Origin of the sequence: Dyella choica (assembly GCF_003977665.1) — a bacterium.
Classification (GTDB): Bacteria; Pseudomonadota; Gammaproteobacteria; order Xanthomonadales; family Rhodanobacteraceae; genus Dyella_B; species Dyella_B choica.
On record NZ_RYYV01000018.1, the window covers coordinates 18,869 to 36,368 of the forward strand.

Consider the following 17,500-nt stretch of genomic DNA (forward strand, 5'->3'; position numbering starts at 1 on the left):
TGGTCTGAAAAAGGTCCGTGACGGACTTTTTCAGACGCGCGCGATCCATGGCCCGCGGAAACTTTGAACTTATTCGGAGTTTTCTTATTACCCGACACATAAGGCCGCCTAGCGCGGCCTTTTTTTTGACCGAAGACACAACGAAAATCATTTTCTTGACGTAAGCGCGCTTTACAATTTTGTCGTTAATGCGAGAGAATCGAAAATGCAGCTGGGCATTTATTTTCAAATCCAATAGCCCGGAATGTTCTGTTCATTCTCTTTTACCGGAGTTCGCCTCATGGCCATTGATATCAAGAGCCTCAACCATAACCAGCTCAATGACCTGATCCAGAAGGCGCAAGCGCGCCAGCAGGAATTGGAGAAGGAAAAAGTCACCCGGGTGCGCGAAAAAGTGCAAGCCCTGCTGAAGGCCGAAGGCATCAGCTTCGAGGAAGTATTCGGTGGCGGTGGCGGTGCCGCCGTACGCGGCAAGCGCCGCGGCACGGGTTCGGTGGCGCCGAAATACCGCAACCCTGCCGATCCGGAACAGACCTGGTCGGGCCGCGGCAAGCGCCCGCGCTGGTTCAACGAGGCGCTGAAGGCCGGCAAGAAGGAAAAGGATCTGGCGATCTGATTGGCCAGGTTGAGGATGCAAGGGAACGCCGGCTCCATGCCGGCGTTTTTTTGCTGCGTTCCAGGCTACAACGACCGTCTGGGCGCAATCAGCAATTCACCGAACATCAGCCCCGCCACCAGTGAAATCAAGATCGTCACGAGCAACACGGTGGAATCGAAGCCCAGCGTCGCGTTGCGATCGAGCAGATAGGAAACGCTGCGGAATCCCACGCTACCCGGCACCAGCAACAAAATGCCCGGCTCGCGAATGACCGCTCCGGGGCGTCCGGCGTAGCGCGCATAAACATTCGCCAATGCGCTCAGCAACAAGCCGCCAAGGAAAACTCCGAACGGTGCCCCCGGCAAGTTGACGAAAACGGTGCCACCCAGCCGCGTGGCGGCGTAGCCCACGATCACCGCGAAAATCACGGCCGGCCAATCGCGCCAGGCCGCGCGGAACAGCATGGCAAAGGCGATGGCCGCCACCAGCAGGGCGGGATAGTCCATCCACGGCGGCAAGGCCGGCAAAGCGAAGTCGCGGGGCTGGACGCCGAGGACGGCGCATATCTGGGTGGCCGCCACGGTACCAAAGGTAAGCTTGAGCAGCGTCGACATCGCTCCGGCCATGCGGGCCATGCCGGCCACCAGGTGCTGACTGGAGATCTCGCGTACCGCGGTGGTCAACGACATGCCTGGCACCAGCACGATCAGGCCGGCCAGCACCACCGACTTGATTGCCAACGGCAACACGAAGGCGCTGAAGAGGATGGCGACCAGGGTGGCCACCATCGCACAGATCGCATCGCTGGCCACCTGCAGGCGCGGGCGCGTGCCCGACAGGATGGTGATGGCGCCGATGATCAGCCCCACGACAGCCGCCACGCACAGATCCACCCACGAGCTATGCAGGAACAAGGCATCGATCGCCGCTGCGGACAAGCCATAGCTGATGATCACGCTGGCTTGCTGGCGCGGCGTATCCGGCAGTTCCAGGGCGCGCAGCAGGCGAAAACCATCGCGCAGGTCGAGTTCGCCGGCGATCACCCGATCGGCGATCTCGTCGGCACGGCACAGCTTGTCCAGGTTCACGTCGCCCGGCAGCAGTCGGATCACCTGGGTGACCTGCGCCAGGCGCGACTCCTCGCCATGCGCGAGATCGGCGAAGGAAATGATGATCGCCGTCGGGCTGGACCACACGTCGGCGGTCAGGCCGATGCGCTGCGCCGAACCGCTGATCGCCATCTCCAGGCGCGGCGACGACGCCCCGTATTTGTGCAGCCGGGTGGCCAATTCCACCAGGAAGGCGATGCGGGTATTGATCGCCGTGGTGGCGAAGGATGGCAACGGCGAGCGGATAGCGGGGGCAGGCATGGTGCCATTCTTACCGGAAGCGCGTCGCTTGGGTATGTCGCTTTGGGCTTTTGAGGAGTCGCAGATCTGCAGCTCGATGATTGCTACGACGTCGAAGTCCCCGGCTGCGGCAGAAACAGCGTCACGCGCAACCCGCCATCCTCACGATTGGCCAAGGCAATGCGCCCGCCATGTGCTTCGCTGATTTCGCGCGCCAGGGCCAGACCCAGCCCCGTGCCGGAACGCTTGGTGGAATAGAACGGCAGCAACGCCTGGGCCAGCACCGCCTCGCTCATGCCGGGACCGCGGTCGGCGACTTCGATCCGTAATTCATGGCCCATGAGGTTGAGCGCCATGGTCACACCCTCCGGCGCGCTGCCCGATTCGTGGGCGTTCTTCACCAGATTGATCAATACCTGCTCGATCTGCACCGGATCGAACCAGCCCGGTTGCGGCGGCGCCTGGCCGGCCAGTTGGAAGCGGCAATGCAAGGTGAGCGCGTCCAGAAACGGCTGCCATTCCACCGCCGCCAGCCGCGGCGCGGGAAGCTTGGCGAAACGCGCGTAACCATCGATGAAACCATGCAGGTGGCGCGCACGCTCGCCGATCGTGGCGAACACGCCAGGCAGCCGCTGTACATCACCGCGACGCGCCAGCTCGGCGCCCGAATGCGCCAGTGACGAAATCGGCGCCAGCGAATTGTTCAACTCATGGCTGACCACGCGTATCACCCGCTTCCACGCCGCCACTTCCTGGCGCGACAGTTCACGCGTCATGCGGCGGAACAATTGCAGGCGATGGGGCCGTCCCTGCAAGCGGAAAGCGCGTTGCGAAAGATGGAAGGTCTCCTCGCTGCCATCCATTTCCACGCTGAACAAAGCGTCTTCCGAGCCCTCTGTCGCCTTGCGCAGCGCCTCTGGCATATCGGCAATCAAAGTAGCGAAGTGCAGGCCATTGAGGCTGCGCCCGTCATTGAACAAATGTCGCGCCGCGATATTGGCGTAGGCAACTCGGCCGCCGCCATCGGTCAGCACTAAGGCCACCGGCGTATTCTGCACCACGGTGTCCAGCAACAGCTCGCGCTGGGCAAGGTTCTGGCGCTGTTCGCGCAAGGTCTGTCCCAGTTCATTGTGCACACGCACCAGATCACCCAATTCATCGTGCCGGTTGAGCGCGATGGAAATGCTGAAATCACCATCGCGATAACTCGCCACAGCGCCTTCCAGCGCGCGCAGCAGGCGTTTTACCGGGTTCATCACGATATGCGCGAACCACCACGACAACGGCGCCAGAATGGCGACGCAGATCATGACTGCTTCGACGCGATTGGGCGTGGCAACCTGCAGTCCGAGTTCACGATGCAGCCATGCCAGCATTTCCGGCAACGGCCACTGCGTAACACCGATGTAGACCAGCGCACCCGTCAAGGCGGCCAACGCCAGCCAGAGGGTGAGGCGCGCTTCCAGCGATCTCAGGCGCATGAGGCGGTCCTGGCTTGACGGGTACGTGGAGGCATGGGCGGTCTACGCATGAAGTGCGGCTCTTCTACACGTTGCCGCGCAGATGCGCCACTGCCAGAAGATCATCTATGCGCATCACGCTTGTGTCATCAAACCATACCGTTCCATGCGCCGATACAACGCCTGCCGCGACAGGCCCAATGACTGCGCTGCACGGCTGACCACGCCGTCCGCCTTGTGCAGCGCGGCCTCAACCACCTCGCGGCTGGGCTCATCCAGGTTGCGTACCACCGCGGGGCCGGCTTGCTGCGGCAGATTGAGCAGTTCCGGGGTGATCGGATGGTTGCCGGCCAACAAGGCCGCGCGTTCGATGGCGTTCTTCAGCTCACGCACATTGCCCGGCCACGGATAGCTCAACATGGCCTCACGTGCAGCATCACTGAGTTGCGCGCGGGCGGCCAGGAAATGCTCAGCCAGCGGCAGGATGTCGTCGATGCGTTCGGCCAGCGGCGGCAGGTTTACGTCGATCACATTGAGGCGGTAATACAGGTCCTCGCGAAAGCTGCCTGCGCGGATCATGCCTTTCAGATCGGCGTTGGTGGCGCTGAGCACGCGAACCTTCACCTTGCGCGTGCGGCCGGAACCCAGCCGTTCGAATTGCCCGGTTTCCAGCACACGCAACAGTTTCATCTGGCCCGGCAGCGGCAGGTTGCCGATTTCGTCCAGGAACAGCGTGCCGCCATCAGCCAGCTCGAAGCGTCCCTCGCGCGCCTTGTTGGCACCGGTGTAAGCGCCCGCTTCGGCACCGAACAGCTCGGCTTCGATCAGCTCGCCCGGCAAGGCGCCGCAGTTCACTGCCACGAAGGAACCGTTCCTTACCGCGGAATTGGCGTGCACGATGGCCGCGATGCGCTCCTTGCCCGAGCCGTTGGGACCGGTGATCAGCACCGGCACGTCCGAGCGCGCGACCTGACAGGCCAGGTCGATAGTCCGTGCCATGGCTTCAGAGGCAAACACCAGGCCATCAAGGTCGTATCGACGCTGCAGGTCTTCGCGACGCTTGCGGCGCTCCATGCGCGTGCGGTTGACCTCGCGCGTGGATTCGGACAGCTCCAGCAGGTTTTCCACCGTCGCCAGCAGCTTGGCATCATCCCACGGCTTGGCCAGGTAGTCGGCCGCGCCGGCCTTCACCAGTTCCACGGCGGTTTCCAGATGCGTCCATGCCGTCAGCAAAATCACCGGCAGGTCTGCATAACGCTGGCGGAGCGCACGAAACAGCTCCACCCCCTCCTCGCCGGAGGTGGTATCGGCCGTGAAATTCATGTCCTGGATCACCACGTCCACGGACTGGCGCGCCAGCGTCGCCAGCCCCTCGTCGGGGGTCAGTGCCACCAGAGGACGTACGTCGTTCAGCGAAAGCAGCAGCGATAGCGCCTCGCCCACGGCCGGATTGTCGTCAATGATCAGTACTGTACGCATTCGTCGTCTACACATGCAGGCATGGATGCCGCTCCGGTCGAAAAGGTTGCCATGCCGAGCGGCTTACGTAAAACCCGGCGGCGCGGTTTCCCGTGGTTTACTTGCCTGCTGCGAGTGTCGGCCATCCCATACGCTGACGTACCCGGTCGTACTGGCCGCGAGGCATCTGCACCAGCAGCGGCGACTTCGCCGGATCGAACCACTCGATCAGCTGCTGGATATCCTCTTTCGGCATGGCGGTACAGCCGACCGTGCCCTGGCCGGCCGCGCGCCAGATGTGCAGGAAAATGCACGAGCCGCCGCTTGGCCTGGTCGGATGGACGTTGTGGTCGACGTATACACCCCAGTGATAGAGCTCGTCATCCCGTCGCATGTGTTCGGAGCTGCTCCAATCCGGCGCGCTGATGTCGCGGCGGTCGACGATGCGGTTGTAGTAATGCGACTTGGCATCATCCACGCACTCGACCGATGGGGTAAGGCGCATGTAAGCCATGCGCGAGCCGGCAAGCAGTTGCGGCTCATACCCGAATGCCGTCCCCAGCGAGAACACGCCCGCTGGTGCCTTGCCATCCCCTTCCTGCTTCACCGGGTCACCCGCTCCGGCGCCCAGCCGGCCGGTAGTGATCAAGCCATCCCCCCACGCCAGCCCGGTCTTTCCTACCACGATAGGAAACGTTTGCCCGAGCGCTGTCCACTTTCCGTGTGACCCAACGCGTTCAAACCGTTGCAGGGTGCCGCTCACGCTGTTCCAGTCGGCGGTCGTGACAACCACGATCTGGCGCACGCCATCCGCCACGTCATGGGCGCGCGCCGATAGACAACAGAGCATGCCGACTGCGCAGATAGCCACCCAGGAAAGGCGAAACCGTAGTCTCATGAGCTTTGGCACTCCTGCAAGAATGAACCGGCACGGCATGCACGTATCGGCTGCACATGCAGGCATGGTGCCGCCCCCGTATGGGCGGCAGCCACGCCAAACGGCCTACTTATAGCAAAAAACGCCGGAGCCCGGCCTGCGCGTTCATTGATCTCTTGCCACCTCGGCCGGAGCCGCGTCACCCACCTTTTGCGCCAGCGGCAGCGCATCGCTTACCAGGTGCATCAGGAAGCGGCCGGGCTGCTCCTCCATCACCATATGCGCGGAATCGGCGAACATCACCAACTGCTTCGATGGCGCCTGCAGCTTGTCGAACCATTGTTCGGCCAGTACATGGGAGGTGGTTTCGTCATGCGCCCCCACGAACAGGATGACGGGGCAGCCGAATTGCGTGCTGTGGTCAAAATCGACATCCACCAGAAACTCCTTCAAATGCTTGATCGAGAATGCGCCGCCCTTATTGATCTGATCCAGCTCCTTCAGGCTGTAATCCGGTGACAACTCCTGGACATCCGAGCGTGAGTCGAGGTTCTGCCGCCCGTAGGTAAGGCCGCCGTAGTACATCTCCCATTTGCTGCGCACACCGAGGCGTTCGAGTGTCAGCGGCGCAGTGCCGGGATAAGGCGCGATGGCCTCAAGCTCCTTGACCGCTGCAGCGTTACCGCTTGCTTTCGCCTGCTGCAAAGCGAAGGTGTAACCCAGCTCCTCGTTCCGTCGAACGTTCACGACCTGACCCACCCCGATATAGGCATAGAACCAATCCGGATGCTGCTGTGCAAGTCGCGTCCCCAGCACCGTGCCCCAGGAATGGCCCATCAGGAAAATTTTCTGCTTGGCGTAATGCTTGCGCAGGTATTGCACCACTTGCGCGGCGTCATCCGTCATGCCCTCGACGGTCATGCCGGGCGCCATTTTCTGCTCGGAATTCGCCGCATAGGTCTTGCCGGCGCCGCGCTGGTCCCATTGCACCACCGTGAAATAGTCTTCCCATGGCGACTGATAGAGGTAATCGTCCGGGATGTTCGGCGAACCGGGACCACCATGCAGGACCAGCAAAACCGGGTTGCGACGATCCCTGCCGCGGATCGAAAGCCACTGGTCGATACCATTGATGGGTACCTTCACCAGCTCCTGGACGCCGTTGGGCGCCACGATGCGGTTTGCATTGGCAATGATCCGCGTAACCTCCGTACGCGTCATCGTCTCCCTTTTGTCTTGCGCTGGAACAGCATCATGCGTTGCGGCCACGGCGAACAGTGGCAGCAACGCGACGATAGGCAACAGCCAACGGAATCGCATTCTCATTTCTCTCTCATCAGGTTAAGGTTGCGCGGTCATTCATACGGATCGCGTCGCCACGACCGGTGGCACCGCCGCCGCGCGCAACGCCGGGCCAAGCACGGCAAGCTGGCCGAGCACCCAAAGCGCGACGGCGGCGAGCGGCAGGTAGTAGAACGGCAGATGCGCCAACTCGTAGCGCTTCATCAGCATCAGATTGCAGGCATAGGCCAAACCGATGCCCAGCACGACACCGAAACTGACGATCAGGAAATTTTCCATCAGGAAGTAGCGCAGTATATCGCCACGAGTCGCGCCAATCGCTCGGCGGATGCCAATCTGCTTGCGCCGCTGCCCCACCCAGAAACTGGCCAGGCCCACAATGCCCAATGCGGTGACCAGCAGCAGCGACACGATCACGCCAATCAAGATCCGGGTCATGCCCCGGTCGTTTTCAAAATAGCGCATACGCAGGTCGCTGACCGTTTGGCTGGCATCCTGATCGAGCACGGAATCCGGTGCGATCTTCATCGCCGTCGCTCGTGCATCACGCAGTACGCGCGGCGCCTCTCCCGGTGCGGTACGCAGCAGATAACCGCCAGCCAGGAAGGGACCGGGTTGTACGGGCGCAAACGCGGACCAATCCGCACTTGCTACGCCGCGGCTGCCGGGCTGGGCGATCGCCAAATGTTCGACCACGCCGATGACGCGGTAGTGGTAATCGCCGCCACTCCAGAATTCCTTGCCCAGCGGGTCGCCGCCCGGCCACAAATGCTCGGCCAGCGATCGCGTGATGAGGACGGGCGCGTCACTGGGAAAATCATTGGTCAGCGTGACATAGTCGGCCAGTTGCGGAGCGCGGCCGGCTACCAGCTTCACGCCAAGCGCCTCAAGACTGCCGGGGCCTCCCAAGTACAAATCAATGACGGCAGGAATGTTGCGCATGGACCGTTCCAACGAAATACCGAAAGTACCGGCCTGCTGACCAAAGGGAACGGTGTTGATCACATGGGCCGACAACACGCCCGCAATACCCCCAAACCCGTTCAGCATGCGTGCGTTGAGATCCTTCGCCCCTTTGGTTTCAAACCCGGTCAACTGCACGAACGCCAGCGATGACTCGTCTACGCCGCTTATCATCTTCATGCGCTGCACACGATTGATGATCAGGAAACAGGCATTGCACAGCACCGCGCACGCCAGCGCGATTTCCAGCGCAATCAGCAAGGTGGCCAGCCGGTGCCGGCGTAGCGCGGTGAACACGGGTCGAATCTGCATGGGCATCTCCTTACTGCGCCTTCAGTTGCAAGGCCGGCGCAATCCGGCTGGCGCGAAAAGCCGGCAAGGTGCCTGCCAGCAAGCTGACGGCAAGGGACAGCACGAACGTCGTCAGGAACATCCACTCATCCAGATGCACCATGTCCGCATAAGGCGTCGGCTGTTGGCGCACCAGCGATAGGCCGGCAAGCGTCAACAACCAGCCCAGGATCCCGCCCAGCAGCCCAACCAAACCGGCCTCGATCAGGAACTGCATGAAAATGGCAGCATGCGTCGCACCAAGCGCACGTCGCACGCCGATCTCGCTGCCTCTTCGCAGAAACTTTGCCAGCAGCAATCCGATCGTGTTGCACAAGCAGATCGCCAGGAAGGCAAACGCCAGCCAGGCCTGCAGATGCACATCACCGGGCACCACGCCGTTGTAATCCAGCCATTCCATCAGGCTTGGCAAGCGGGTGTTATCGGCATTTGTATAACGCGCCAACGCTTTTTGCTGCGCGGCATAGTCCGCCACGAACCGGCGATAAGCCGCCACCTTGCCGGCATCGCCGAGCTCAACCCACACGGAAACCCATTCGCATGGTGCGTCAATCAAATGTCCAGGCACTTTAGGCGCCGCCCAGCAGGTGAACTGATAGAAATACCCGTCATTGATCTCCAGACTGCTGGAGAACGGCACGAACACGTCTTCCGGCTTGCCATAAAAACCTGCCGTATCGCCATGCGCAAATCGCCCTCCCGCCACCAGGTAGAACAACGGCGATGGCCGCCACGGCTTGAGCACACCGATGATGCGGACGTCCGTGCTGCGCAAATGCAAAATCTGCCCTACGCTATTGGCTCCCCCAAACAATTTGTCGTTGAGCGACGCACTAATCACGGCCACCCGCGAGCGCCGCTGATCGTCAGCGTCGCTCCAACCGGAGCCGTACTGGAACGGCACGTCGAACATCGCAAAGAAGTCTGCCGTGGTAGCAAGCAACGACGGCATCAACGGCGGCATTTTGCTTGCCGGGGCGGCCAGTTTTACCGGGCTATCCACCACCAGGGTCTGGCGATCGGCGCGATGCGCGTTCCATAGATCCACCGCGGAGCGGTAATCCATCACATCCATGGGCGTGTCGTGTTTTCTCGACGGCGTGGGGTCGGGATCTACCAGCGGACGAAACAGCGAGGCGCTCTTTCCCGGCAGAGGGTCGCCCGAGAGCAGGTGCATGACGGTCAAGGTCGTCATGCTCGCGCCGATGCCCACGCCAATTGCCAGCACCATCAACGCCGTAAGCACCTTATTGTGCTTGAGGCTGCGGATGGCCAGATCAAGGTAATAACCGAACATGCCCTCTCCTTAGACGATCAGACGGATCGCGTCGCCACCACCGGCGGAACCGCCGCGGCACGTAGCGCCGGGCCCAATACAGCGGCCTGCCCCAGGCACCACAGCAAAACCGCCCCCACGGGGAAATAGGCCAACGGCAATCGCGGCAATTCGTAGTGGACGATCAGGAACAGGTTGATGGCATACGCCAGCAGCATGCCCAGCACGATGCCCATGCTGGTCAGCAGGAAATTCTCGGTTTGGAAATAGTTGAGAATGTGGCCGCGCGTAGCACCCAGCGCTCGGCGCACACCGATGCTGCGATTGCGCTGCGACACCCAGAAGCTGGCCAGGCCTACGATGCCCAGCGCCGTAACGACCAGCAATGCCAGGCACACGCCGACGAGAATGCCGGCCATGGCGCGGTCGTTGCGGAAGAAGTTGTAGCGCATCTCGTCCCAGCTGCCTTTGTCCAGCACGATTCGGTTGGGATCGAGTGCATTGAGCTTGGCAAGTGCTGCCTTCAGCACGCGCTCGCGATCCTGCGCAGCGCAGCGCAATACATAATACGAACCCGCCGACATCGACAGCCGAACTGGATGAATCAGACTGTACTGAGCGCCTCTTTCCAGCTGATTCGGCCGCGCCAGTCCTTTCACGACGCCGACTACGGTCAGCGCGAAGTTCCGTCCAATGAAAACCTGTTTACCCAGCGGACTCTGTCCAGGCCAAAGCCGATCGGCAACGGTGCGGGTGATCAGGACCGCCGAGGGAATCTCTTTCATGTCGCCCGTCTGCAGCGCCTTGTCAATTTTGTCGAGGTCGCGGTATTCCTCGGGACTGAACTCACGCCCTGCTTCCAGCTGCACACCTAGCGTGGACAGCAGATTTTCGCCGAAATATTGCGTGGCGCTCATCGTCTCCATCCGTTGGGCCGGGTCGAGCCAAAGACTGGAATTGGAGGAAGATCCGCTCAACGGCAGATGGTTGATGATCATCGCCGATTGCACGCCTGGCACCTCTCTCAATGCGGACAGGTCAGCCTGCGTGCGCGCCATGGCATTGGGTCGAGCGCCGATAAAGGCCAACTGCATGTAGACAAGTTCGTGCTCGGCCATGCCACTGGATACAGCCATGCGATCCAGGCGTTGACTGATCAGGAAAATGGCGTTGCACACGATGGCGCAGGTGAGCGCGATCTGGGCAATCAGCAGGCAAACCGTGAATTTGTGGCGCCCGAGCGTAGCGAAAATGGGTTTGATTTCCATCTCAGTTCGCCTTCAACTGCAGAGCCGGTGCAATACGGCATGCCCGCCAGGCCGGCAGCAGGCCCGCCAGCAAACTGGCGCAAACCGCAAGTCCAAACGTAGCCAGCAACATGCGTGTGTCCATATGCGCGAGCTTCGCGTAGTCGGTAGGCTGCTGGCGTACCAGCCACAAGCCCAACAAGGCCAGCAACAAGCCGATGGCACCGCCCACCAAGCCCACCACGCCTGACTCCATGAGCAGTTGCCCGAACAACGCGCGTTGAGAGGCTCCCAGGGCGCGGCGCACGCCCAGCTCACCGGCGTGGCGCATGAACTTTGACAGCATCAGGCCCACCGTATTGACCAGGCAGACCATCAGGAAACCCAGCGCCAGCCACACCTGCAAGCGTGTATCGCTGGGTACCACTTGCTGATAATCCAGCCACTGCATCACATTGCGCAGGCGTACGTTGGGCGGGCGAAGAAATCGCCCTGCCGCGTGCTGTTCCTGCGAGTAATGCACCAGAAAATCCTTATAGGCCGCCGCCTGCTGCGCAGTGCCAAGCTGAACCCAGAACTGCAGCCACACACAAGGCGCATGCTCAAGCGTGTTGTTATCGCCACCGCCATTGCCCCAGCAGTCTGTTTCGCCGGCATGATCCATGTGCTGGTCGCGTGAGGCTGACAAGGGAATGAATACATCTTCCTCGTCGGCGTAGCTTCCCATATAGACCTGATAGAAATGCGGTTGCGGATGCCATGCTCCGAGTACGCCGATAATGCGGAAGGCGGTCTCCTGTAAGCGCAGCGTCTTGCCCACGCTGTTCTGCCCTCCGAACAGCTTGTCGTTCAAGTTCGCACTGATCACTACCACGCGTGCCTTGCTGTCGTCCTCGGCTGAACCCCAGGCATTGCCGTACTGAAAAGGCACTTCGAACATCGGAAAGAAATCCGCCGACGTATACAGCGCCATCGCGTGAAACGGATATATGCTCGACTGCGCCGGCTGCAGCGGCACCATCCCTCCGGTCATTAGGGCCTGCCGCGTGGCGCGCTTTGCCTTCAGCAGGTACATGCCATCGATCCAGCTGAGCTGATCCGGCGGCTCGACGTTCGGTCCGTAATCGGCCATGTCGCGCGGATCGATCTGCGGGTAATACAGCGACCCACTGCGTCCAGGCAGCGGATCGCCGGAAAGTACATGCAGCACGGTCAAAGTGGTCATGCTCGCGCCGATGCCCATGGCGATGGCGAGCACCATCAAGCCAGTCAGCGCCTTGTTGCGCTTGAGGCTATGCATCGCCATGCGGAAGTAATAGGACAACATGGGCATCCTCTTTCGCCGGTCCTGTTGTCCGCTACACCGAGCGCGTCGCCACCACCGGCGGCACGTTCGAAGCACGCCGCGCCGGCACGAATACCGCGATTTGACCCAGCACCACCACCACGGCCAACCCGACCAGCACGTAAAAGGTCGGCATGCTTTGCATTTCGAACTTGCTCATCAGCAGCCGGTTCAAGCCGACCGCCAGCGCAACGCCGACTAGCGCCCCCCCGCCGGCGATCATCAGGTTTTCCATCTGGAAGTAGCGCAGGATGTCGATCTTGCGCGCCCCCAGTGCGCGGCGTACGCCGATCTGGCGATGGCGCTGACCGACCCAGAAACTGGTAAGGCCCACAATGCCAGCCGCCGTGACGGCCAGCAGGATCAGGCAGATCACGCCCATCAGCACCGCCATGCCGATGTCCGCGCGATAGGCGTCGGCGCGGATGTCCTTGAACGACTTGACACTGTCGTCATCCAGCACTCGCATGGCATCGACGGCGTACAGCTTCGATGGCACCGCGCGCATCACCGCATCGAGCCGCCCTGGCTTCGTCCGCACGGCATAGCGCGAGAAGTTGATGTTCATGCGAACCGGCGAGATCGCGGAGTTCCAAACGAAACCGCTGGCCCAGCTGGCCACGGAGGGCACCTGCAGGCGCTCCACTTCACCGACGATGGTGCTTGGCGTATTGCCGCCGTTGAGGTAAATCGCCTTGCCGAGCGCATCGCCCTGCGGAAACAATTTGTCCGCCAACGGCTTGGTGACGATGATGATGCTCGACTCGGTAGCATCACGAAATCCCCTATGGGTCACGTCCGCCGCCGTGAAATTGCGCCCGGCAACCAGATGCAGGCCCAGCGTCTTCAACAGCTGTTCGTCGCCAAAGTAGAAAGTCGTACGTGCGTTACCCGCGCGCAGATCAGTACCCGGTTTCAATGCCGCCGAGCCATTCCAGCTCGACGGAAACAGCGGCAACGTATTGATCGGGGTCACCGACACTACATCCGGCATCGAACGCAAAACGTTGAGGTCCTCGCGCATCATCGCATCCAGCTTCTGAAGGTCGGCCGGATCGTCGCCGCTCGGCGCCCCCACCCATTGCTGGGTGATCAGGAAAAGATTGCTTTCCTCCATGCCTGTCGGGCGCTGCACATTCTGGATTCGCGCATAGATGATGAAGATCGCGTTGCAGACAATGGCCAGCGTCAAGGCGATCTGCAGCGCGATCAGCACCACGCCGGCCTTGTGCTTGCGCAATGCTGCGATCATGGGATGCAAGGACATAACGGCGTCTCCTCAGTTTGTTTTCAGCTGCAGCGCGGGCTGCACGCGCGAGGCACGGAAGGTGGGATAAAGCCCGGCCAGCATGGTGGCGACGACTGCAATCACCAGGGTGAGGGCCAGCAGGCTCAAGTCGACGTGTGCCAGCGAGGCGATTTCCTTGGGCAGTACCCAGTTCACGCCATGGATGCCCACCCAGGTCAGCAGCAGGCCAAGCACGCCACCGGTCAGGCCCACCATGCCGGCTTCGACCAGGAATTGCACATAGATGGCCATGCGCGGCGCGCCCAATGCACGGCGCACACCGATCTCGGAACTACGGCGCAGAAACTTCGCCAGCAACAGGCCGGCCGTATTCACCAGGCAGGCCACCAGCAGGCCCAAAGCCACCAGCAGCGATATCTTGGTGTCGCTCGGCACCACATGCTCTGACTCCAGCCAGGCCGGCAGGTCGCGCAAGCGGTTGTTCAAGGCCCAGTTGAATCGCCCGGACGCCTTCTGGTCGCGGAAATAGCCGTCCAGGTAATCCTTGTAGGCGGACACAGCTGCCTTGTCTTCCAGTTGCACCATGTAGGCAATCCACACGCAGGACGATTGCTGCAGCCCGACGAAACCCGAGCCCTTCGGCACCTCCGAACAATTGGTGTTGCCATCGTTGCTCATGCCCACATCGATGGCCCGGGTAAAGGGCAGGAACATGTCCTCTTGGCCGGAAGTGAACCCTCCGGTATTGACCACGTCGAAAAACGTCGGTTTTGGATTCCAGTTGTTCAGCACACCTACGACGCGATAGTCCTTGCCATCGATGTTGAGGGTCTTGCCCACGCTGTTGGCGCCACCGAACAATTTCTGGTTGAGCTTGCTATTGATCACGACCGCTGCGGCGTGCTTCGCATCGCCATCAGCACCCCAGGCGCCACCGAACTGGAACGGCACGTCGAGCATCGCGAAGAACTCGCTGTAGACGGCATGCCCGCCGACGTTGATCGGATGCATGTGCGGGTCGGGCGGCACGACCGAAGGCGATACTCGATACATTGCCGACTGGTATTTGCCGCGATGGTCGCGCATCAAGGCTACGGCATCGGTATAGTCCATCGCATCCGGTGGATCGTTGTCGCTCGAACCGTCCGCGTGCCCCCTCGGCCCCCAAATGTCGATTTGCGGCACGAACAGCCGCGAAGACTTCCACGGAATCGGATCGCCTGATACCGCGCGAAACACCGAATAGCTGGTCATGGAAGCCGCCACGCCAAAGCCGACGATCAGGATCATCAGCGCGGTAAGGCCCGGGCTTCGTTTAAGACTACGTACTGCAAGATCAAGGTAATAGCCCAGCATATGCTGCCTCCCCGTTTTGATTCATTGCTCTGGTGAGCATGTCCGTCTTACCCAATACGTCGTTTTGCCTTGCGTGGCTGCATGGATATCAAGTCATGCCGGTCTCGTCGCCTCCACTGGAGACACGCGCGAGGCGCGCAACGCCGGCGCGAGCACAGCACCCTGTCCCAGCAGCAACAGGATGGCGGCGGCAATCAGCACGTACAGCCCCGACAGGTGCGCCATTTCAAAACGCATGACCATCCACAGGTTGATGCCCAAGGCCAACAGGATGCCGACGATGACACCGCACCCGCCGATCATCGCGTTCTCAGTAAGGAAATAGCTCAGGATGTCTGCGCGCGTGGCCCCCAGCGCTCGGCGAATGCCGATCTGCTTGCGCCGCTGCCCGACCCAGAAGCTGGTCAGGCCCACGATACCTGCCGCGGTGATCGCCAACAGCACCACGCTGACGATGCCCATCAGCATGGCCATGCCGTAGTCGCGCTCGTAGGCTTTGGCGCGCACCTGGGCGAAGGTTCTGACGCCGTCCTTGGGATCGATGATCCGCATGCGGCTTTGGGTGACCAGCGCGCGTTTCGCGTCGCGCATGGCGGCTTGCAGTTGGCCTGGGCGCGCCCGAATGACGTAGCGCGTCATGCCCTGGAGCAGATAGCCGGGTACGAGCACGGCATCATAGGCAAAAGGCGTTATGTCGCTGTCCGTCATATGGGACTGGAGGGTATCGGTGACCCCCACGACTACGGATGGGGAGGCATCACTATTCACATAAAGCGGCTTTCCCACTGCGTGGCCATCGGGAAAAGTCTTCTTGGCCAGATCCTTGCTGATGATGATTTCGGGCCACGCTGCCAGCGTCTTGATCGACACGTCATGGGCTTCGCTGGAGGTGAAATTGCGGCCTTCGATGAGTTTTACGCCAAGCGTGGCCAGGGTATGGTCGTCGGTAAAGAAAATGGCGCTGTCACTCGTCCTGTGGACCTGGTCGGGGCGCAGCCTCACATAGTTGTCCCAGCCCCAGCCGCGCAGCGGGAAGCTGTTGGTGGCATACGCATCCTGCACGCTGCCGAGCTGCCGCAGGGCGGTCAAGTCCGCCCGGATCTGTGCACCCACGTTCTGGACGGACGCCGAATCCGCCCATTGGTTGTCGATCGCGAAGAGATTGGCTTCCTCGACGCCGCTTGGCCGCATCACGCGCGTCACGCGCTGCTGGATAATGAACAGTGCATTGCAGACAATGGCCAGCGTCAGCGCAATCTGGAATGCAATGAGTATCGTGCCCGCCTTGTGGTGACGCATGGCTGTAAGAATGGGTTTGATCTGCATGGGCTTAAGTCTCAATTGGATTTCAGCTGCCACGCCGGTTGTACTTGCGCCGCGCGCCAACTGGGGTAGAACGCGGCAATTAGCGCAGCCAACACGGCTACGCCAATCGCCATCACCAGCAATGAAAAGTCCAGATGCGCCAGCCGCGCGATCTCCGGTTCGAACAACAGGCTCACGCCCTGCATGCCGATGGCCGTGAGGATCAATCCCAGCATGCCGCCGGCCAGCCCTACGGTGGCGGCCTCCATCAGGAACTGCTCATACACCTCGCGGCGTGTGGCTCCCAGGGCACGCCGCACGCCGATTTCCGCGCTGCGGCGCATGAACTTGGCCAGCAACAGACCGATGGTGTTGACCATGCAGATCACGAAGAACCCTACCGAGACGAACAGCGATATGCGGCTTTCCGGCGGCACCACGTGTTCGAAGTCCAACCAGTTCATCACGCTTCTCAGGCGGACATTGGGCGGCCAGTTGAAGTGGCCAGCGCGCTGCTGTTCAGCCGCATATGCGGTCAGGAAATCGAGGTAGCGCTGCGCATCGGCCTTGGTCGACAGCTCGACCCATACGGGGATCCAGGCGCATTGCCGATGCAGCCAGGCTTCCGCGCTCTCGATGTGAACGGGCGCACCGCCGCAATTGTTGCGACCGCTGGTATCGATTTTTAGATCAATGGCCCGGGTAAATGGAATGTAGACATCCGGCGGTTCGGCATAGGTCATCCCGGCAAAGACGTCGAAGTACCGTGGCTTGGGATCCCAATGTCCGGTCACGCCAATGATGCGATACGTGTGCTGGTCGAAGGTGACTTCGCGCCCTACGCTGTTGGCTCCGCCGAATAGCTTGTTGTTCAAGTCGCTGCTGATGATGGCCACGGCGGCGCGTGCGTCGTCGTCCGCCGCAGTCCATGCGCCACCATACTGGAACGGCACCTCAAACATGTTGAAGAAATCGGTGTTGGTGGCGTATCCGCTGGCATTCAGCGGGAGGTCGTGAGAACCCTCCGGCATCACCGAAAGCCCGATGTTATAGAAAAGCGTTTGATGCGCTGCCTTGCGCGCGCGGATCAGCGCAACCGCCTCATCGTAATCCAGCGCTTCCGGAGGCTCGTTGCCGGCGTTGTTGTATTGGGGGCCGCGGTTGTCGATGAGCGCGGTGTACAGCGCTTCGGATTTGTCGGGAATGGGATTGCCCGACACCACCCGGAACACCGACCAGGTGATCATCGAGGCCGCTACGCCAAAGCCGATCGCCATCACCATCAACGCGGTGAGCATGGGGTTGCGCCGCAGGCTGCGCAGGCCGAGCTGGAGGTAGTGGGCAAGCATGAGGATACGATTGAT

The 17,500-nt window shown here is 61.3% G+C and carries 14 protein-coding genes; 1 reads left to right on the forward strand and 13 read right to left on the reverse strand.

What is annotated here, in order from left to right:
- Positions 1-280 precede the first annotated feature (280 nt).
- Positions 281-616, forward strand: coding sequence for an H-NS histone family protein (locus EKH80_RS18700; RefSeq protein WP_126686315.1), 336 nt, complete (start codon positions 281-283; stop codon positions 614-616).
- A 65-nt stretch (positions 617-681) separates the two neighbouring features.
- On the opposite strand, the gene EKH80_RS18705 is transcribed toward EKH80_RS18700, so the two are convergent.
- The 13 genes from EKH80_RS18705 to EKH80_RS18765 form a co-directional block, all read right to left on the reverse strand.
- On the reverse strand, positions 682-1,968 hold the full coding sequence (locus EKH80_RS18705) for a threonine/serine exporter family protein (protein ID WP_126686316.1): 1,287 nt from the start codon (positions 1,966-1,968) through the stop codon (positions 682-684).
- 83 nt (positions 1,969-2,051) lie between these two features.
- Complete coding sequence (locus tag EKH80_RS18710) at positions 2,052-3,428, reverse strand: sensor histidine kinase (RefSeq protein ID WP_126686317.1); 1,377 nt, start codon at positions 3,426-3,428, stop codon at positions 2,052-2,054.
- Positions 3,429-3,542: 114 nt separating this feature from the next.
- Positions 3,543-4,886, reverse strand: coding sequence for a sigma-54-dependent transcriptional regulator (locus EKH80_RS18715; RefSeq protein ID WP_126686318.1), 1,344 nt, complete (start codon positions 4,884-4,886; stop codon positions 3,543-3,545).
- Positions 4,887-4,983: 97 nt separating this feature from the next.
- Positions 4,984-5,763: a L,D-transpeptidase family protein gene (locus tag EKH80_RS18720; protein ID WP_230473812.1), complete on the reverse strand. Its 780-nt coding sequence runs from the start codon at positions 5,761-5,763 to the stop codon at positions 4,984-4,986.
- Between the two features lie 144 nt (positions 5,764-5,907).
- Complete coding sequence (locus EKH80_RS18725) at positions 5,908-7,068, reverse strand: alpha/beta fold hydrolase (protein ID WP_126686319.1); 1,161 nt, start codon at positions 7,066-7,068, stop codon at positions 5,908-5,910.
- Between the two features lie 33 nt (positions 7,069-7,101).
- The gene (locus EKH80_RS18730; protein ID WP_126686320.1) at positions 7,102-8,319 is read right to left on the reverse strand and encodes an ABC transporter permease; all 1,218 of its coding nucleotides are present in this window, start codon (positions 8,317-8,319) and stop codon (positions 7,102-7,104) included.
- Positions 8,320-8,329: 10 nt separating this feature from the next.
- The gene (locus EKH80_RS18735; RefSeq protein WP_126686321.1) at positions 8,330-9,655 is read right to left on the reverse strand and encodes an ABC transporter permease; all 1,326 of its coding nucleotides are present in this window, start codon (positions 9,653-9,655) and stop codon (positions 8,330-8,332) included.
- Between the two features lie 17 nt (positions 9,656-9,672).
- Positions 9,673-10,902, reverse strand: a complete 1,230-nt coding sequence (locus tag EKH80_RS18740) for an ABC transporter permease (RefSeq protein WP_126686322.1) — start codon at positions 10,900-10,902, stop codon at positions 9,673-9,675.
- A 1-nt stretch (position 10,903) separates the two neighbouring features.
- Positions 10,904-12,208, reverse strand: a complete 1,305-nt coding sequence (locus EKH80_RS18745) for an ABC transporter permease (protein WP_126686323.1) — start codon at positions 12,206-12,208, stop codon at positions 10,904-10,906.
- Between the two features lie 31 nt (positions 12,209-12,239).
- Entirely contained in the window at positions 12,240-13,493 is a 1,254-nt protein-coding gene (locus EKH80_RS18750) for an ABC transporter permease (protein WP_126686324.1), read from the reverse strand.
- A gap of 12 nt (positions 13,494-13,505) precedes the next feature.
- Positions 13,506-14,831: an ABC transporter permease gene (locus tag EKH80_RS18755; protein WP_126686325.1), complete on the reverse strand. Its 1,326-nt coding sequence runs from the start codon at positions 14,829-14,831 to the stop codon at positions 13,506-13,508.
- A 93-nt stretch (positions 14,832-14,924) separates the two neighbouring features.
- Positions 14,925-16,157 carry an ABC transporter permease gene (locus EKH80_RS18760; RefSeq protein ID WP_126686326.1) on the reverse strand — a complete coding sequence of 411 codons (1,233 nt, stop codon included), beginning with the start codon at positions 16,155-16,157 and terminating at the stop codon, positions 14,925-14,927.
- 11 nt (positions 16,158-16,168) lie between these two features.
- Entirely contained in the window at positions 16,169-17,485 is a 1,317-nt protein-coding gene (locus tag EKH80_RS18765) for an ABC transporter permease (RefSeq protein ID WP_126686379.1), read from the reverse strand.
- Positions 17,486-17,500 lie beyond the last annotated feature (15 nt).